This is a genomic window from Malaciobacter halophilus, assembly GCF_002837275.1.
Lineage (GTDB): Bacteria > Campylobacterota > Campylobacteria > Campylobacterales > Arcobacteraceae > Malaciobacter > Malaciobacter halophilus.
This window is the reverse complement of sequence record NZ_NXIF01000034.1, coordinates 14,136-32,053: the sequence shown is the minus strand read 5'-3', so window position 1 is coordinate 32,053 and position 17,918 is coordinate 14,136. Positions and strand designations below refer to the sequence as shown.

19 protein-coding genes are annotated in these 17,918 nt (G+C 28.3%); 13 read left to right on the top strand and 6 right to left on the bottom strand.

Annotated elements, in window-relative coordinates; all coding sequences use genetic code 11:
* Nucleotides 1-14: 14 nt before the first annotated feature.
* From CP960_RS09220 to glmM, 5 genes are all read right to left on the bottom strand, one after another.
* On the bottom strand, nucleotides 15-1,484 hold the full coding sequence (locus CP960_RS09220; RefSeq protein ID WP_101185127.1) for an NAD(P)/FAD-dependent oxidoreductase: 1,470 nt from the start codon (nucleotides 1,482-1,484) through the stop codon (nucleotides 15-17).
* A 100-nt stretch (nucleotides 1,485-1,584) separates the two neighbouring features.
* Nucleotides 1,585-2,157 carry a molybdenum cofactor guanylyltransferase MobA gene (mobA, locus tag CP960_RS09215; RefSeq protein WP_101185126.1) on the bottom strand — a complete coding sequence of 191 codons (573 nt, stop codon included), beginning with the start codon at nucleotides 2,155-2,157 and terminating at the stop codon, nucleotides 1,585-1,587.
* Between the two features lie 2 nt (nucleotides 2,158-2,159).
* On the bottom strand, nucleotides 2,160-3,428 hold the full coding sequence (gene leuC, locus CP960_RS09210; protein WP_101185125.1) for a 3-isopropylmalate dehydratase large subunit: 1,269 nt from the start codon (nucleotides 3,426-3,428) through the stop codon (nucleotides 2,160-2,162).
* Nucleotides 3,429-3,495: 67 nt separating this feature from the next.
* A complete protein-coding gene (lspA, locus tag CP960_RS09205) occupies nucleotides 3,496-3,948 on the bottom strand; it encodes a signal peptidase II (RefSeq protein WP_101185124.1) in 453 nt (150 codons plus the stop codon).
* Nucleotides 3,945-5,279 (bottom strand): phosphoglucosamine mutase, encoded by a 1,335-nt coding sequence (glmM, locus tag CP960_RS09200; RefSeq protein WP_101185123.1) that lies wholly within the window; start codon nucleotides 5,277-5,279, stop codon nucleotides 3,945-3,947. Before glmM ends, lspA begins: the two co-directional genes overlap by 4 nt.
* A gap of 85 nt (nucleotides 5,280-5,364) precedes the next feature.
* Here glmM and rpsT point away from each other — a divergent pair, with 85 nt between their 5' ends.
* The 13 genes from rpsT to rpsI all read left to right on the top strand — a co-directional run bounded on the left by rpsT (nucleotide 5,365) and on the right by rpsI (nucleotide 16,731).
* Nucleotides 5,365-5,625: a 30S ribosomal protein S20 gene (gene rpsT / locus CP960_RS09195; RefSeq protein ID WP_101185122.1), complete on the top strand. Its 261-nt coding sequence runs from the start codon at nucleotides 5,365-5,367 to the stop codon at nucleotides 5,623-5,625.
* A 43-nt stretch (nucleotides 5,626-5,668) separates the two neighbouring features.
* Nucleotides 5,669-6,736 (top strand): peptide chain release factor 1, encoded by a 1,068-nt coding sequence (gene prfA, locus CP960_RS09190; RefSeq protein ID WP_101185121.1) that lies wholly within the window; start codon nucleotides 5,669-5,671, stop codon nucleotides 6,734-6,736.
* A 130-nt stretch (nucleotides 6,737-6,866) separates the two neighbouring features.
* Nucleotides 6,867-7,913, top strand: coding sequence for a PstS family phosphate ABC transporter substrate-binding protein (locus CP960_RS09185; RefSeq protein ID WP_409454882.1), 1,047 nt, complete (start codon nucleotides 6,867-6,869; stop codon nucleotides 7,911-7,913).
* A gap of 114 nt (nucleotides 7,914-8,027) precedes the next feature.
* Nucleotides 8,028-9,776, top strand: coding sequence for a GGDEF domain-containing protein (locus tag CP960_RS09180; protein WP_228152048.1), 1,749 nt, complete (start codon nucleotides 8,028-8,030; stop codon nucleotides 9,774-9,776).
* A gap of 59 nt (nucleotides 9,777-9,835) precedes the next feature.
* Complete coding sequence (gene pstC / locus CP960_RS09175; RefSeq protein ID WP_101185119.1) at nucleotides 9,836-10,765, top strand: phosphate ABC transporter permease subunit PstC; 930 nt, start codon at nucleotides 9,836-9,838, stop codon at nucleotides 10,763-10,765.
* Nucleotides 10,762-11,952 (top strand): phosphate ABC transporter permease PstA, encoded by a 1,191-nt coding sequence (pstA, locus tag CP960_RS09170; RefSeq protein WP_101185118.1) that lies wholly within the window; start codon nucleotides 10,762-10,764, stop codon nucleotides 11,950-11,952. The genes pstC and pstA overlap by 4 nt, the downstream gene beginning before the upstream one ends.
* 10 nt (nucleotides 11,953-11,962) lie before the next feature.
* A complete protein-coding gene (gene pstB, locus CP960_RS09165; protein ID WP_101185117.1) occupies nucleotides 11,963-12,742 on the top strand; it encodes a phosphate ABC transporter ATP-binding protein PstB in 780 nt (259 codons plus the stop codon).
* The gene (locus CP960_RS09160) at nucleotides 12,742-13,407 is read left to right on the top strand and encodes a phosphate signaling complex PhoU family protein (protein WP_101185116.1); all 666 of its coding nucleotides are present in this window, start codon (nucleotides 12,742-12,744) and stop codon (nucleotides 13,405-13,407) included. Before pstB ends, CP960_RS09160 begins: the two co-directional genes overlap by 1 nt.
* Before the next feature lie 4 nt (nucleotides 13,408-13,411).
* Nucleotides 13,412-13,807: a phosphate-starvation-inducible PsiE family protein gene (locus CP960_RS09155; RefSeq protein WP_101185115.1), complete on the top strand. Its 396-nt coding sequence runs from the start codon at nucleotides 13,412-13,414 to the stop codon at nucleotides 13,805-13,807.
* Nucleotides 13,797-14,471, top strand: a complete 675-nt coding sequence (locus CP960_RS09150; RefSeq protein ID WP_101185114.1) for a response regulator transcription factor — start codon at nucleotides 13,797-13,799, stop codon at nucleotides 14,469-14,471. Before CP960_RS09155 ends, CP960_RS09150 begins: the two co-directional genes overlap by 11 nt.
* On the top strand, nucleotides 14,465-15,841 hold the full coding sequence (locus CP960_RS09145; RefSeq protein ID WP_101185113.1) for a sensor histidine kinase: 1,377 nt from the start codon (nucleotides 14,465-14,467) through the stop codon (nucleotides 15,839-15,841). Before CP960_RS09150 ends, CP960_RS09145 begins: the two co-directional genes overlap by 7 nt.
* Before the next feature lie 75 nt (nucleotides 15,842-15,916).
* A complete protein-coding gene (gene rplM, locus CP960_RS09140; protein ID WP_101185112.1) occupies nucleotides 15,917-16,336 on the top strand; it encodes a 50S ribosomal protein L13 in 420 nt (139 codons plus the stop codon).
* Between the two features lie 5 nt (nucleotides 16,337-16,341).
* Nucleotides 16,342-16,731 (top strand): 30S ribosomal protein S9, encoded by a 390-nt coding sequence (gene rpsI, locus CP960_RS09135; RefSeq protein WP_101185111.1) that lies wholly within the window; start codon nucleotides 16,342-16,344, stop codon nucleotides 16,729-16,731.
* Between the two features lie 70 nt (nucleotides 16,732-16,801).
* Here rpsI and CP960_RS09130 read toward each other — a convergent pair whose 3' ends face one another.
* Nucleotides 16,802-17,632 carry an AraC family transcriptional regulator gene (locus tag CP960_RS09130; protein WP_162919051.1) on the bottom strand — a complete coding sequence of 277 codons (831 nt, stop codon included), beginning with the start codon at nucleotides 17,630-17,632 and terminating at the stop codon, nucleotides 16,802-16,804.
* Between the last annotated feature and the right edge of the window lie 286 nt (nucleotides 17,633-17,918).

Genomic DNA, 17,918 nt, shown 5'->3' with positions numbered 1-17,918 from the left:
TTCCTTTTATTAAATTAAGCTCTTCCTGATAACATACCATACATAGTCATTGGTTTTAATGCATATACTTTTAATAACCACCAAATATATCTTTCTTGTGTTGGGTCAAGAGGAAATGATGGAGTAGGTTTTCTTGTCCAATTAAACTCAGCAAGCATTACTTTTCCAATATCAGTAATTAAAGGACAAACTGTATAACCTTCATATTTAGAAGTTAAAGGTTTTCCTTCCATTAAAGAGATTAAATTATCAACTACAACCTTATATTGCTTTCTTACACTTCCTCCAGTTTTACCCATTGGAACTGCTGCAATATCACCTAAAGAGAAGATATTGTCATACTTAACATGTTGTAATGTCTGTTTATTTACAGGAATCCAACCTTTTGCTGAACCAACTTCTGAATCTCCTATCTCTTTTGGAGCAATCATAGGAGGAGTAATGTGTAATAAATCAAAAGGTACTTTTACATCTTCATGCTTTAATATCATGTCATACTCTTCTAAATCTTCGTCCCATGCACCTTTTTCAAGCCATTTTTTATCAAATGTAGCAATTTTATTATCTAAATCAACTTCAACTAAATTATGTTTATAGTTCCACTTCATTCCTCTTTGTTTAAACTGTTCAACAATTGCATCATGATACTCTGGAACACCAAACATTGTAGAACCATTTGGATAGAATGTTAACTCTGCATTATCTCTTGCTCCTGCTTCAACAAGCCTAGAGTTAGTTAAATACATAATTTTTTTAGGAGCCCCTCCACATTTAATAGCAGTATTTGGGTGAGTATAAACTCCTTGCATTTTCTTTTTGCCAGTCTTAGCAGCCTCAACAAACTTTTGCATTTGCTCCCATGTCTTAACTGCACTATCTACATTATAAATAGAACAAACACCTGAATCTGCAAAAGTATCAAGAATTTTTTTAGCACTTCCAACACTTTTTGCTTCACCAATCTCTTCTAAACCTCTAATTCTTCCAAAATCAAGTGATAGTCCTGCAGCAATAATTAAATAATCATATGTAATCTCTTCACCTGAACCAATTGTTAATTTATTATTATCAGGATTAAAATCTACTGCTTTATCTTTAATAAGTTTTACGCCATTAGGAATAAAATCTTTTGTATCATACATCACATCTTCTTTTGTATAAACACCAGATGCAACTAAAGTATTTCCTGGTTGATATGATACTGATTTTGGATTTGGTTCAATAATAGTAATATCTGGATTTGATAGTGAATTAGTTAGTTTAGCAGCAGTAGAAACTCCAGCAAGTCCTCCACCAACAATTACAATTTTTGCTTTAACATCACTAGCTTTTGCAGATACAGCTGCTTGTGCCTCATTTCCTCCCATAAGAAATGCAGCTGACCCAAGACCTGCAACTTTAAAAGCGTCCCTTCTTGAAAGTCCCTCTTTTTTAAGTTTAGAGTCTAATAAGTCTAGTGCTTCATTAAGCTCATCTTTTGCCATTTTGCTTCCTTTTATAATTTTATCTTATATAAGAAGCATAACTAAAACTAAATAATATAATCCTTAGTTATAACTTAATCATGTTATATTTAATATTCATCTAACTTATAATATTTAGTGCTTTTTGGTAATCTTTTGGATGGTTTAAGTTAATAAACTCATCTTCATTAGTAAATTCAACAATATTTGTCCTTACAGCCTCTAAGAGATGAGATATTTTGTGTATATCATTTTTAATCATATTATCAACTATATGTTTTATATTTGAAGAGAAGACACCACATAAATTATGTACTCTTTGAGTTTTTGCAACAGTAATATCATAACCTTTACTACAATTAATAATTTTTGAGATTGAGTCAATTTCTACTAAGGGAGTATCTACTGTAATAAGGAAAATTTTATCATTTTTATTAAGTTTACTTATAATACTATCTATACCAATTATAGGAGAATATATTAAAGACTCTTCTAAAAGTAAATTAGCTTCAAAATCAAATTTATCTGTTTTTGATGATAGATAAATCTCTTTAAAATATGGTTTTAATCTGTCATATTGATATTTTGCAAGGGAAGTTTTATTTGCGAATGGAAGAAGAGATTTATCTTCTTTCATTCTTGAGCTTTTTCCACCACATAAAATCACACAAGGTATATTAAATTGTGGTTTCATAATTATAAAGAGTTTGGATCAGTTATATATCCAGAGATTGCACTTGCTGCTGCAACTGCACTATTTGCAAGATAAATTTTAGAGCTTCTACTTCCCATTCTTCCTACAAAGTTTCTATTTGTAGTAGAGATACAAACCTCATCATCTCCTAAAATACCCATATATCCTCCTAAACATGCTCCACATGTAGGATTTGATACAACTGCTCCTGAATCAACTAATGTATCAATATAGCCTTTTTTTGTGGCTTCTCTTAAAATTTGTTGTGTACCAGGAGTTAAAATAAGTCTTACATGTCTTGCAACTTTTTTATCTTTTAATATTTTAGCTGCAACCTCAAAATCACTTAATCTTCCATTTGTACAAGAACCTATAAATACTTGGTCAACTCTTATTTCATCTATTACTGCTTGAGAAACTGAATGTCCATTTGATGGTAAAAATGGATAAGCAATTACTGGTTCAAGATTTTCAACATCTATTTCAATTACTTGACAATATGTTGCATCTTCATCACTATAATGTATTTTTGGTTCAGCTCTTAATGAACTTCTACTATCTAAGAACTCTTTTGTTATTTCATCATATGCAACAATACCATTTTTAGCTCCTGCTTCAATTGCCATATTACATAAAGAGAATCTATCATCCATTGTTAAGTGTGGGATTGTAGTTCCAGTAAACTCTAACGTTTTATAAAGTGCACCATCAACACCTAAAATTCTAATTACTTCTAAAATTAAATCTTTTCCTGTAACATACTCTTTTGGTTTACCATTAAATACTACTTTGATTGATTCTGGTACCTTAAACCAGTTACCACCTGTAATCATTCCAAAAGATATATCTGTGCTTCCCATACCTGTACTAAATGCCCCTAAAGCACCATGTGTACATGTATGAGAATCTGCACCAATAATAACATCACCTGGTAATACTAAACCCTTTTCTGGTAGCAATGCATGTTCAATTCCCATATCTTTTTCATCAAAAAAGTTTTTAAGATTATGCTTCATTGCAAAATCTCTTGAAATTTTAGCTTGATTTGCACTTGCTATATCTTTTGCTGGAATAAAGTGGTCTAGTACAATAGCAAAGCCATCTGGATTAGCAAGTTTCTCTTTTCCACTCTCCTCAAATGCTTTAATAGATATAGGTGTAGTAATATCATTACCAATTACCATATCTATATTACATCTAATGATTTCTCCCGCATGTACTTCTCTTCCTACATGCTCACTAAATATTTTTTCTGTTATTGTTTGTCCCATTTATTACCTACTTAATATATAATTTGTCGCAAGATTATATCTAAAAAAAAGTTAACCTTACAAAAGCTTAAGCTTTTTGCTCTTTTTTACCCCATATTTGTTTATATATAATAATTGCAACTGCTAAATTAATAATCATATCTGCTAGATTAAAAATTGCAAATTCAAAACCACAATGCCAATATATATAATCAACAACTGCTCCATAAGTGAATCTATCTAAAATATTTGATAAACCACCTGCTAATAAAAGTGTTATTGAAAAAGAATACTCTTTTAAAACCTCTTTATTAAAATAAAGATAGATAATTCCAATTAAAATAAGTGTTAATTGAATATATTTTAAGTACTCTTTTAAGAAAGAAAACATTGAAAAAGCAACACCATAATTATATGCAAGTTGAAAAGATAAACAACTTCCTTCTACTCCCCAGTTATGAAAAACAAAAGCGTATTTAACAGCTTGGTCTATAAAAAATATACCAAAAAATATAAAAACCATTAGTAGTGTTTTATTCATAATCTATCTTTAAAAAACTCCACTAATTTTTGCATATATTCATCTACTAATTTCTTATCTTTACCTTCAAGTAGAATTCTCAATTTTTTTTCAGTACCTGAATATCTTATTAAATCCCTCATTCCATTTGATTTAATCTCATCTTGTAACTGTTTTAAACCTTCAAGTTTTGAAAGAGGTTTTTTTTCACTTACAATAATATTTTTTAATACTTGAGGATACAAATCAAAAGGGTTTAATACTTCGCTTGCTTTTTTCTTACTTTTAACCATCATAGCTAATACTTGTAATGCACTTGCAAGACCATCTCCTGTTTTAGCAACATCTGAGAATATTATATGCCCACTTTGTTCTCCACCAAAATTTAAACAACAGTTTTTCATACCCTCTAAAACATACTTATCTCCAACATCACTTCTTTGAAGCTCAATATTATGTTTTGCTAAATAATCTTCTAAGGCTTGATTACTCATAACAGTAGCAACACAAGCATTTCCAGCAAGAAGATTTTCTTCACTTAAGTAAGTACATAAAGCACCAATTAGTTTATCTCCTGAAACTACATCTCCATTTTCATCAATTACTACTAATCTATCAGCATCCCCATCAAGTGCAATACCAATATCAGCTCTTGTTTCTAAAACAATTTTTCCCACATTTTTAGGATGAAGTGCTCCACAATCATCGTTTATATTATAACCATTAGGAGAATTATTAATTGTAATAACTTCTGCTCCTAGCTCTTCAAGAATTGTTGGACCAACTTTATAAGCTGCTCCATTTGCACAATCTAAAACAATTCTTATACCTTGTAAAGTTAAATCTTTTGGAAATGAGCTTTTTATAGAAACGATATATCTTCCAATTACATCATCAATTCTTTTTGAAGAACCTATTGATTTTCCTGTTTTTTGTTGTGAATTCAAATACTCTTTATTTGCAAAAATCTCTTCAATCTCTGCTTCACATTTTGAACTTAGTTTATTTCCATGATTATCAAAAAATTTAATTCCATTATCATCATAAGGATTATGTGAAGCACTTATCATAATCCCAGCATCACATCTCATACTCTCAGTTAAGTATGCTATGGCAGGTGTAGGCATAGGTCCAATTTGTATTACATCATATCCAACAGCAGTTAATCCAGATACAAGTGCATTTTCAATCATATATCCACTTCTTCTCGTATCTTTTCCCACTAAAATTTTATTTGTTGTAGAATGTTTTCTAAAAAATATTCCTGCAGCCATTGCAAGTTTAATTGTTGTAATTGCATCTAAAAACTCACCAGCTTTTCCTCTAACACCATCAGTTCCAAATAGTTTCATTAAATCTTCCTAAATTTAAACTTAATTTAAAGTTGTTTTAGGTAACATTCTACCCTTAAAATTTTTATAAAGAGGTTAAAATAAAATGGCAAATCACAAATCTGCTGAAAAAAGAGCTAGACAAACAAAGGTTAGAACTGAAAGAAACAGATTCTATAAAACAAGAATTAAAAACTTAACTAAAGATGTATTATCTGCTGTAGAAGCAAATGATAAAGAAAAAGCTGCTTCAGCAATTAAAGCTGCAAACAAATATATCCACCACTGCGTAAGTAAAGGTGTATTAAAAAAAGGAAATGCAGCAAGAAAAGTTAGTAGATTACAAACTAAAGTAAATGCTATATAATCCTAAGGTTATATACTTACTCTATTAAATAATACATACAAATATGACAAAAGAAAAACTACAGCCTTTTATAGATAGATATGAAGAGATTAACAAGCTGTTAATCTCACCAGATGTTACATCTGATATAAAAAAGATGACAGAACTATCTAAAGAGCAATCATCAATCGAGCCAATCGTTAAAAAAGCTAATGAATATATTCAAATAATTGAAGATATTGAAGAAAATAAAATGCTTTTAGAAGATGCCGAGTTAGGTGAACTTGCAAAAGAAGAGCTAAGAGAACTAGAAGCTAAAAAACCTGAGCTTGAAGAAGAGATTAAAGTCTTAATGATTCCAAAAGATCCAAATGATGATAAAAACATCTACTTGGAACTTAGAGCTGGAACAGGTGGAGATGAAGCTGCAATTTTTGTAGGTGACTTATTTAGAGCCTATTTAAGATATGCAGAAAATAATGGCTGGAAAGTTGAAGTTATGAACTCTAGTGAGAGTGAAGCTGGTGGTTATAAAGAACTAGTACTACTTGTAAAAGGTGACCATGCCTATAGTAAACTAAAGTTTGAAGGTGGTACACATAGAGTTCAAAGGGTACCAGCAACAGAGTCACAAGGAAGAGTACATACATCTGCAATTACAGTTGCAGTTATGCCAGAGGTTGATGATATTGAAATTGAAATCAACCCAAATGACTTAAAAATTGATGTTATGCGAGCAAGTGGTAATGGAGGTCAATCTGTAAATACAACAGATAGTGCAGTAAGAATTACTCACCTTCCAAGTGGACTTGTAGTAACAAATCAAGACCAAAAATCACAGCATAAAAATAAAGAAAGAGCAATGAAAGTTCTTAAAGCTAGACTTTATGACTTACAAATGCAAGAACAAATGGCTCAAGAAGGTGCAGATAGAAAAGCCCAAGTTGGTACTGGAGACAGAAGTGGAAGAATTAGAACATATAATTATCCACAAAATAGAGTTTCAGACCACAGAATTAACCTTACACTTTACAGACTTGAGTACATAATGAATGATGGATTATTTGATGAAATAATAGATCCATTAATCGCTGATTACCAAACAAAACTTATGGAGATGAGTGATATATAAATTATCACTCTTTTCATTTCTACACTAAAAACTTATTAAATTTTAGCTAAATTACAATTTAGTAACCAAAATGTAACCAACTAATTATACAATTTCTTCATCAAACATCAATGGAGAATAAAACATGACAATTAAGAAAACGACATTAGCAATTCTTGCAAGTGCAGCATTGACTGTAAGTTTAAGTGCTAGAGATCAAATAAAAATGGTTGGTTCATCAACTGTATATCCTTTTGCTTCAGCAGTTGCTGAAGAGTTAGGTGCAACTACTAAATATCCTACACCTGTTGTTGAATCTACTGGTTCAGGTGGTGGTATGAAACTATTTTGTGCTGGAAACGGTATGAATACTCCTGATATTACAAATGCTTCAAGAAGAATGAAAGCAAAAGAGTTCAAAATGTGTGAGAAAAATGGTGTAACAGATATTACTGAAGCAGTTATAGGATTTGATGGTATTGCATTTGCACAATCAAACTCAAATAAGCCATTTTCTGTTACAAAAAAACAATTAGCATTAGCAGTTGCAGCTGAAGTTCCAGGTAAAAATGGGAAACTTATAGATAACCCTTATAAAAAGTGGTCTGATATTGACTCTTCATTACCAAATAGAGAGATTATTATTTATGGTCCTCCAAAATCTTCAGGAACAAGAGATGCATTTGAAGATATGGTTTTAAAAGCTACATTTAAAAAAATGGATGAATATACTTCATTATACAAAAAAGACAAGAAAAAATATAAAGCATACAAAAAATATCACAAAGTTAGACAAGATGGTATTTATGTTCCTTCAGGTGAAAATGACAATTTAATTGTTCAAAAATTAAATAAAAACAAAGATGCTTTTGGTATTTTTGGTTACTCATTTTTAGTTGAGAATGAAGATAAATTAATAGGTGCAAAAATAAACGGTGTTATGCCAACTCCTGATGCAATTTCATCTGGTGAATATCCAATTTCAAGATCACTATTTTTCTACATTAAAAACTCTCATGAGAAAGATGTTCCAGCAATGAAAGATTATGTAAAAATGTTTATGGATGATATGATGATTGGTGAAGAAGGAATTTTAACAGAAATTGGGCTTATTCCATTACCAAAAGCAAAAAGAGCAGCTATTAAAGCAAGTGTAACAAAAAGAGAAAAAGTTACTTTAGACTCTTTAAAACACTAATTAAAAAAGAGGAATCTCTCCTTCCTCTTTTTACTAGCTATAAATATAGGTCTTTACATATTTTCGCGAACAAATTACTAAAAGATCTATATATATAACTACAAAGGTCTTCAAATGTCCACTGCAAAAAAAAATATAGATGACTTTCGTATAATTGTTGATAAACTAGATTATGCATTTCAACCAATTGTAAATACTAGAACAGGAAAACTTTTTGCAGTTGAAGCCTTAATTAGAGGCTATCAAAATATAGGATTTAAATCAATTCCTGATTTATTTGATAACTTTTTTGATAAAAAGATATTATACAAGATTGATTTGATTCTTAGAAAAAAGGCTATTGAAAAATTTAATCATATTAAAATAGAAGATTTGAAGCTATTTTATAACTTGGATAATAGATTACTTTATATGCCAGACTTTGAAAAAGGAAATACAAATAAAATCTTAAAACAGCTAAATATTAAAGAGAGTGCTATTTGTTTTGAAATTACAGAAAATGGTTCAATGCAAAATAAACTTATGGTTAATAAAATGTTAAATAATTATAAAAGTGAAGGTTTTAATATTGCAATTGATGATTTTGGTACTGGAATTTCAGGACTTGAACTTCTTTATTTAAGTGAGGCAGATTATATTAAACTAGATAGATTTTTTATAAGAGATATAAACAAAGATTCAAGAAAAAAACTCTTTTGCTCTTCTATTGTTGATATGGCTCATGTAATGGGAATAAAAGTTATAGCTGAGGGTATTGAAACTACAGCTGAGTACTATACTTGTAAAGATATTAATATTGATTATATTCAAGGTTTCTTAATCTCAAAACCTACACTTAATATATTACATATAAAGCATACATATGAAAATATCCCTAATCTATTTAAAAATGATAGAAGAAATAAAACAAATAATTTAATAGATAAAGATTATATTGAGTATATAGAGCCACTTAGTATAAACTCAAACTTACATGACCTTTTTTTATATTTTAAAGAATTTCCTAGTAATAATTTTGTTCCTATAATTGATGAGTATAAAACACTTTTAGGAGTTATTTATGAAGTTGATATAAAAAAACTTTCATACTCACAATATGGACTATCTCTTGCTCAAAATGTATCTTTTAAATCAAAACTTAGTAGTTATATTAAGCCTTCTTTATCAATTGAAGTAGCTTGGGGAATTGATAAAACATTAGAAATGTTTAATTTAAGAGGCAATGAATCAAAGGGGATTTTTGTAACTAAGAGTAATAAATATATTGGTTTTATTAATGTAAATAATCTCTTGTCTCTTTCATACAAAAGAAATCTAGAAATTGCACAGAATCAAAATCCTTTGACTAAACTACCTGGAAATAATCAAATAGACAAATTTATACAAAATAGTTTTAAAAGTGATGAAGTAACTCACATAGTATATTTTGATTTTAATGATTTTAAACCATTTAATGATTATTATGGTTTTAGACAAGGAGATAGAGCTATACTTATTTTTTCAGAACTTTTACAAAAATCTCTTCGAAAAAGTGCTTTTGTTGCTCATATTGGAGGAGATGATTTTTTCGTAGGATTTAGGGGTAAAAAGTTCGAAAAAGTTTACAAAAAAATCAATCAAGTTCAACAAGAGTTTAAACAAAGTGTAAGTAGCTTATATAATGAAGAGGATAAGAAAAAAGGTTTTATAAGTACAAAAGATAGATTTGGAATAAATAGAGAGTTTAAACTTTTAAGTGTTTGTTCAGCAATTATTGAGATTACAAAATACTCTAATCAATCAAATTTTGATAAAATCTTAGGAAAAATAAAAAAAGACTCTAAGCTAACAGATGCGCCACTTGGTAGTTCTATTCTAATGTAACCATTTTGTAACCTTTATTTTATAGAATTTTTAAAATTTTATAGATAAAGGTAAATGTATTGACACCCTTTGAGACAAGAAATAAATCCACACAGATAAAAGAGAAGATAATTAAGATATTTTTGATTACTGCTTCTATTATCTCAATTCTAACTACATTTGGAATTTTATTCTCTATTCTTTTTGAAGCAATAGAATTTTTCCAATTAAGAAGTTTTTGGTACTTTATTACTGGTACTGAATGGTCACCAGGAATTGCAAATAGTAAATTTGGCGCAGTTCCTATTTTTGCAGGTACATTTGTAATTACTATAATTGCAATGGCAGTAGCAATTCCTATTGGTTTAGGAAGTGCTGTATATATGAGTGAATATGCTTCAAGAAAAGTAAGAAATGCTCTTAAACCTTTACTTGAAATTCTAGCAGGAATTCCAACAGTTGTTTATGGTTTCTTTGCAGCAATTACAATTGCTCCTATGATTGTTAAAGCTGCTGCTGCAATTGGTCTTGAAGCATCATTTAATTCAGCACTTGCCTCTGGAGTAGTTATGGGAATTATGATTATTCCTGTAATTGCCTCTTTAAGTGATGATGTAATAAGAGCCGTTCCAGATTCACAAAGAAAAGCATCTTTAGGATTAGGACTAACACAAGGTGAAACTATTAAAAATATTGTTTTACCATCAGCTATGCCAGGTATTATCTCTGCTTCACTTCTTGGTTTATCTAAAGCATTAGGTGAAACAATGATTGTTGTTATGGCAGCAGGATTAAGACCAAACTTATCAATAAATCCTTTAGAAGATATGACTACTGTTACAGTTAGAATAGTTGATGCATTAGTAGGAGACCAAGCTTTTAACTCTCCTGCAACACTATCTGCATTTGCTCTTGGGCTTGTACTTTTTGTTGTAACATTGGCTTTAAATGTTATTTCATTAACGTTAATTAGAAAATTCAAAGAAAAATATAAAGTGAATACATTATGATTATTAGAAGAAACAAAAAGAAAAAAGAAGAAAATCCATTTTATGACCCTACTTTAAAAAGTAGACATAGAAGTTCTAAAAGATTCAAAAGGTTTACACTTGGGTCTTTAGTTTTTTCAATTGCATTTTTAGCATTTTTTTTAACAGATATTGTGACTAAAGGAACTCCTGCATTTAAGCAAGCTTATTTATTAGTTGATGTAACTTATAGTCAAGCAGCAATAAAAAATTATAGAAAATCAATTGATAGAAAATATAGAGGTGTAGTTTCAAGAGCATGGATAAGAGAAGTTCCAAATATGATTGAAGCAAATCCTAAACTTTTAGGAAAAACTATTCCTACTTGGGTATTAGCAGACGACCAAGTTGACCAATATCTAAAAGGACACTACTATAAACTTAAAAGAAAAGATAGAGCTTTAATTGATGATATGAAAGCTTATGGAAAAGCAGAATTAAAATTTAATGAAATCTTTTTTACAAATGGAGATTCAAAAACTCCTGAATATGCAGGTTTAAAATCAGCAATTATAGGTTCCGTATTAACTTTAATTATTACTATGCTTGTAGCTTTTCCAATTGGTGTTATGACTGCTATTTACCTAGAAGAGTTTGCAGATGATAATAAATTTACTCAAATTATAGAAGTAAATATAAATAATCTTGCTGCCATTCCTTCAATACTATTTGGTCTTTTAGGACTAGCAATTTTTATTAATCTTTTTGGTTTACCAAGAAGTTCACCTTTAGTTGGTGGTTTAACATTAGCACTTATGACACTACCAATTATCATTGTAAGTTCAAGGGCAGCTTTAAGAAGTGTTCCTGATTCGATTAGACAAGCAGGATATGGTTTAGGTCTTACTAAAATTCAAGTAACAAAAGATCATGTTTTACCATTAGCTTTTCCTGGAATTATGACAGGTTCAATTATTGGTCTTGCACAAGCCATGGGAGAAACAGCACCACTTATTATTGTAGGTATGATTGCATTTATTCCAGATGCACCATCAATGGTTACTCAAGCAGCAACAGTAATGCCTGCACAAATTTTTACATGGGCAGGTATGCCTGAAAGAATGTATATAGAAAAAACTGCTGCTGGTATTATTGTATTACTAAGTGTATTAATTTCATTAAATGCACTAGCAATTTATTTAAGAAAAAAATTCGAAGTTAAATGGTAGGAAATATTAAATGAGCAAAGAAATTAAAAATAATGAAGTAAAAGTAAATGTTAACTCTTTAAACCTTTGGTATGGAGATAACCACGCTTTACATAATATAGATGTAAACATATATAAAAATAAAATTACAGCTTTAATTGGACCATCAGGGTGTGGGAAATCTACTTTTTTAAGATGTTTAAATAGAATGAATGACTTAATATCAATTGTAAAAATTGATGGAGAAGTAATAATTGATAATAAAAATATTTATGATAAAGATGTAGATGAAGTAAGCGTTAGAAAAAGAATTGGTATGGTTTTTCAACAACCAAACCCTTTTCCAAAATCAATATATGACAATGTAGCTTATGCACCTTTAAAGCATGGTATTGTTGGAAAAGGTAAAGAGTGTGATGAGTTAGTTGAAACATCACTTAAAAAATCTGGACTTTGGGATGAAGTTAAAGATAAACTTAATGAACCAGGAACTTCTCTTTCAGGGGGACAACAACAAAGATTATGTATTGCAAGAACAATTGCTGTAAAGCCTGAAGTTATTTTAATGGATGAGCCAACCTCAGCACTTGACCCTATCTCAACAGAAAAAATTGAAGCTTTAATGCTAGAATTAAAACAAGATTATACAATTATTACTGTTACTCACAATATGCAACAAGCAGCAAGAGTTGCAGACTATACAGCATTTTTCCACTTAGGAAAATTAATAGAATATGATGAAACAGAAACAATATTTGTTAATCCAAATAATAAAAAAACAGAAGATTATATTACAGGAAGGTTTGGATAATGTTAAAAACATATGAAGAAAAGATTGAAACAATCAAAAATGAAATAAGGCAGATTGGAGAGATTGTATTAAAAGCTAATAAAACTTCATTAAAAGCTTTAAAAGATAATGAAATTGAGTTATTAAAAGATATTGATTTATCACTAAAAAGATTAGTTTCAAAATCTAATGAAATAGATAATATGATAGTTACTACTCTTGCTTTATACTCTCCTGAAGCAAAAGATTTAAGACAAATGGTTTCTTATTTAAAAATAACAAATGAGTTAGTAAGAGCAGGAACAAACTCAAAAACTTTTATTAAGACTTTTAGAAAATCATTTTCAGAAGAGTTAGATGAAGCAACAATATTAGAGTATGCAATACCATTACAAAAAGCTGCTGTAAGTGCTCTTGAGATTACACTAGGTATGCTAGATGAGTATGATGAAAAAGTTGTAGAAGAGAGCTTTAATAAAGTATTAGTAGAAGAGAGTAAAACTGATGACTTATATGCAATGGTTGAAAAAAATATTTTAAAATTAATAAGTAAAAACCAAGAGCTTTCAAAAGACTATTTTAATCTTTTAAGTAGTTTAAGAAGATTAGAAAAATGTGCAGATAGAGCTACAAGTATTGCAAATTTAATTGTATTTGCCCATGTAGGTGGAGAAATCGAACAATAAATATATGAGAAAAGCTATACAAAGAATTAAAAACTACTTTGAGAATAACTACGAATTTTTAGCAGCAGGTATTATTTTTATTATAATTCTTGCTGCAAATCTTGAGTTTCAAAAAATAATTGTTTTAATGTTAGAATTCATTGTAATAATGGAAGTTATGAAAATGATTTCTGATTTTATAAAAAAAGCAAAACTACGCCTAAGATTTGTTATTGATATTTTTATAATTTTTCTAATTAGAGATGTTATAATTTATACTTCACATGCAAAAAAAGACTACTTTACAATAATATTTTTATTATTTGTAATTTTAATTTTCTTTATATTTAGAATACTTGCTATAAAATATTCTCCAGGTAAAAAAGAGATTATATTAAAAGAAGAAAGTAATGAAAAATAGATTAATTTTAATTGTTGAAGATGAAGAAGATATTTTAGAACTTTTAGAATATACTTTACAAAAAGAGGGTTACGATACAATTGGATGTTTAAATGTAAACCCAGTAATTGATAAAATATTAGATGAAGAAGATATAGATTTAATTTTAATGGATAGAAATCTACCTGGGGTTGATGGAACTACTTTCATATCAGAAATTAGAGCAAAAGGTTACACAAATCCTGTAATTTATGTAACAGCTAAAGACAAAGATGAGGATATTTTAGAAGGATTTGATGCTTATGCAGATGATTATATTACAAAACCATTTAATTTAAAAGAGCTTAGTGCTAGAGTTAAAGCTGTTTTAAAAAGAACATCTAAAGATATAGAGATTTTAAAAGTAAAAGATATAGTATATAAAGCAACAAATAAAAAATTCTATATTAATGATAAAGCTATTGAATTAACTCACTTAGAGCATGATTTACTTTTAGAATTTATAAAAAACAAAGATATATTAATGACAAGAGAGCATCTTTTAAACACTGTTTGGGAAGACTCTTTTGATAAAAAACTAAAAACAGTAAATGTTGCAGTTAAAAGATTAAAAGCAAAAATTGACCCTAATGGAGAAAAAGAGTATATAAAATCTATTAGAGGTGAAGGATATATCTTTTGTTAAAAATTCATCAACTATTTTTAAGAACCTTTATTGGAATATTTTTTCTTATTTTTTTAAGTATAAGTTTTACTACTTATTTTTGGTCAAAAAACATCTATATGAACCAAATAGAAAAAAACCTTTCTCAAAATATTGATTCAATCTCATTGGTTTTACATAATATTAATGATATTGAAAAAGTAGTAAATGAGTTTAAAAAAAGAACAAATTTAAGAATTACAATAATAGATGAAAAAGGAAAGGTAATAGTAGAAAGTGATAAAGATAAAAGCTCTATGGAAAATCATCAAGACAGATTTGAAATAATTCATGCAAAATATGATGGAATTGGCAAAACAATTAGATTTTCAGACTCTTTAAATAAAGAGCTTTTATATGTAGCAAAAAAAATTAAATTAAAAGATAAAACTTATTATATAAGACTTGCAGATTATACAGATAAAATTCAAGAGAATTTTCTAAGATTATCTTTTCATATTATTGCAATAATAACTATATTTTTAATTTTAGCATTCTTTGCTACTTATTTTATTAGTATAAAAATAAAAAAAGAGACAGACTCAATTTTAAAATTTCTTATAGATTTAAGTGAAAAAAGACCTAATTATCAAATTAGTTCAAACTATACACAAGAGTTTAATAAAATAGCTAGATTTTTAAACAAAGTTGCAGCCAAATTAGCTAAAAAAGAGAAACAAAAAGCAAAACAAACAGCAAAATTAAAACTTGCAAATAGACAAAAAGATGAGATAATCTCTGCAATCTCCCATGAGTTTAAGAATCCAATTGCAATAATTTCTGGTTATAGCGAGACTTTATTATGTGATTCTGATTTACCTAATAGCATGAAAGAGAAATTTTTAAATAAGATTAAATCAAATGGCGATAAAATGTCTAATATTATAGATAAACTTAGACTATCATTGAAACTTGAAGAGGGTAAACAACAAGTAACAACACAAAACTGTTCAATTAAAAAACTTTGTGAAGCTGTAGTTTCTGATTTACAAGATAAATACAAAGAGCATGATATTACAATTGAAGGTGAAGATATAAATCTAAAAGTTGATGAAACACTTATGGAAATGGCAATAAGTAATTTAGTAGAAAATGCACTTAAATATTCAGAAGATGATGTAATCATCAAATTATCAAGCTCTTCTATAAGTATAATAGATAAAGGTATTGGAATAGAAGAAAATGATTTAAATAAAATTAACAAAAAATTTTATAGAGTCTCGAAAAATGGCTGGAATAACTCATTGGGACTTGGTTTATTTATAGTTCAAGCTATTTTATCTTTACATAATTTTAAACTTGAAGTAAGAAGTAAACTTCATTCTGGTTCGGAATTTATAATAAAATATTAAACATGACTTAATTTAAGTTGTTATTAAGCTTATTTAGAATACTATTTCACCTCATTAATCAAATCGGAGAAATAAATGAAATTTACTCAAATGGCAAAAGCTAATGAAATCGAGAGAGATTGGATAGTAGTAGATGCAACTGATAAAGTATTTGGTAGAATTATTACTGAAGTAGCTACTATTTTAAGAGGTAAACATAAACCATCTTACACTCCTCACGTAGATTGCGGAGATTACGTTGTAATTATTAACGCTTCAAAAGCTAAATTTTCTGGAACAAAACTAGAAACTAAAAACTATTATACTCACTCAGGATATTTTGGTAGTACAAAAACTCACAAAATGTCTGAAATGTTTGAAAAAAACCCTGAGAAGTTATATAAATTAGCTACAAGAGGTATGTTACCAAAAACAAAACTTGGTAAAGACATGTTAAAAAAATTAAAAGTATATGCAGGTTCTGAGCACCCTCATACTGCGCAAATTAAAGGATAAGACTAATGGCAAAAGTTTACGCAACAGGAAGAAGAAAATCAGCTGTAGCTAAAGTATGGCTAGAGAATGGTAATGGTCAACTTACAATCAATGGTCAATCTTTAGATGAGTGGTTAGGTGGTCTTGAATCAATTAAAAAAAGAGTTATGCAACCACTAGAAGTATCTAAACAAGAAACTTCTGTAAATATCGTAGTTAAAACGCTTGGAGGTGGATATTCTGCACAAGCTGATGCTGTAAGACACGGTATTTCAAGAGCTTTAGTTGCTTATGATGAGCAATTTAGAGCTATTTTAAAACCTTATGGTTTATTAACAAGAGATGCTAGAAGCGTTGAAAGAAAAAAATACGGAAGAAAAAAAGCAAGAAAATCTACACAATTCTCAAAAAGATAATCTGTTTTTATTCGAATATTTTACAAAGGAAGCAAAATATTTTGCTTCCTTTTTTTATGCACTAAAAATACTAATCAATAGGTATAAACAAATCAGTTGTCGTAGTACCAAATAATAAATCTCTATATGAATTATGATGAAGTTGAAAAGATGGTTTTAATGATATTTGATAATTCTTATCATGATAAAAAGTATCAAATACAATATTGAAGAAATTGTCAAATTCTCCTAAAGTACCCGTAAAAGAGAATTTAGCATATTTTCCACCTCTTATAGTTTTTATTGGTAAATTTGCAATATGTGAATGTTTATTTTTTTCAAATAGTATGCAAGCTTCGTATCTTAAGTTTGTTTTTTGAAGAGTAATTGATGGTTCGTTATAGCAAATTGATATATATTGTAGATTATTTTGGGATAATTCACAAAAATTATTCTCTACTTCCATCCAGGACGCTCTTTCTGAGTAGTGATAATCTCCACATACTCGTACAAAGAAAACCTTAAAATCATCAATATTTACAACTTTAAAAGATGGAGTGTCATATTTTTTATTAAATGTACGAAATCTATCTTTATACTCTTTAGGAGAACAGTTATAAATACTCTTAAAAGCTCTAGTAAGTGAAATATTATTATTAAAACCTGTTCTTATTGCTGAGTCTGTTACATTATTGTATTGATATTTTAACATCAACGCAGTTTTTTCTACTCTTAATCTTTTTATATATTGATGAACGCTTTCTCCAACATAATCTTTAAACAATCTTTGAAAATGAAAAGGTGAATAACCTGCCAAATGAGAAAGCTTTTCAATTGATAAATTATGATTTAAATTACATTCAATTTCATCTAATACTTTTTCTATGTGCAAATTATAATTAGATAAATTAAGTGATTTCATATTTTGCATCTCCTCTAAATTTTGAACTATAGCATTTTTTGTATATTAATAGACATAACATAGCATTTTTTGTATAGTATTCAATATTATTAAAATATATAATTACTTTATTAATTAATTAATATTTAAGCTTTAAGCTTAGATAAGCTATATATAAGGATTTACTACTTTTAATAATAGCGTCTTTTTATATAGTAATAGATAAAAAATAGTGTTTTATATGAAAAAAAATAGAATATTGTTAAAATATATTACTACTTAATTAATTAATTAATATTTAAGTTTA

What these genes read in the sequence shown, in the direction of transcription:
- CP960_RS09155 (WP_101185115.1), top strand. Translation starts at nt 13,412, where the DNA reads ATGAGAAAAGCTATACAAAGAATTAAAAACTACTTTGAGAATAACTAC.
- CP960_RS09160 (WP_101185116.1), top strand. Translation starts at nt 12,742, where the DNA reads ATGTTAAAAACATATGAAGAAAAGATTGAAACAATCAAAAATGAAATA.
- leuC (WP_101185125.1), bottom strand. Translation starts at nt 3,428, where the DNA reads ATGGGACAAACAATAACAGAAAAAATATTTAGTGAGCATGTAGGAAGA.
- glmM (WP_101185123.1), bottom strand. Translation starts at nt 5,279, where the DNA reads ATGAAACTATTTGGAACTGATGGTGTTAGAGGAAAAGCTGGTGAGTTT.
- CP960_RS09150 (WP_101185114.1), top strand. Translation starts at nt 13,797, where the DNA reads ATGAAAAATAGATTAATTTTAATTGTTGAAGATGAAGAAGATATTTTA.
- rpsT (WP_101185122.1), top strand. Translation starts at nt 5,365, where the DNA reads ATGGCAAATCACAAATCTGCTGAAAAAAGAGCTAGACAAACAAAGGTT.
- prfA (WP_101185121.1), top strand. Translation starts at nt 5,669, where the DNA reads ATGACAAAAGAAAAACTACAGCCTTTTATAGATAGATATGAAGAGATT.
- pstA (WP_101185118.1), top strand. Translation starts at nt 10,762, where the DNA reads ATGATTATTAGAAGAAACAAAAAGAAAAAAGAAGAAAATCCATTTTAT.
- rplM (WP_101185112.1), top strand. Translation starts at nt 15,917, where the DNA reads ATGAAATTTACTCAAATGGCAAAAGCTAATGAAATCGAGAGAGATTGG.
- CP960_RS09220 (WP_101185127.1), bottom strand. Translation starts at nt 1,484, where the DNA reads ATGGCAAAAGATGAGCTTAATGAAGCACTAGACTTATTAGACTCTAAA.
- mobA (WP_101185126.1), bottom strand. Translation starts at nt 2,157, where the DNA reads ATGAAACCACAATTTAATATACCTTGTGTGATTTTATGTGGTGGAAAA.
- CP960_RS09130 (WP_162919051.1), bottom strand. Translation starts at nt 17,632, where the DNA reads ATGAAATCACTTAATTTATCTAATTATAATTTGCACATAGAAAAAGTA.
- CP960_RS09180 (WP_228152048.1), top strand. Translation starts at nt 8,028, where the DNA reads ATGTCCACTGCAAAAAAAAATATAGATGACTTTCGTATAATTGTTGAT.
- lspA (WP_101185124.1), bottom strand. Translation starts at nt 3,948, where the DNA reads ATGAATAAAACACTACTAATGGTTTTTATATTTTTTGGTATATTTTTT.
- pstB (WP_101185117.1), top strand. Translation starts at nt 11,963, where the DNA reads ATGAGCAAAGAAATTAAAAATAATGAAGTAAAAGTAAATGTTAACTCT.
- rpsI (WP_101185111.1), top strand. Translation starts at nt 16,342, where the DNA reads ATGGCAAAAGTTTACGCAACAGGAAGAAGAAAATCAGCTGTAGCTAAA.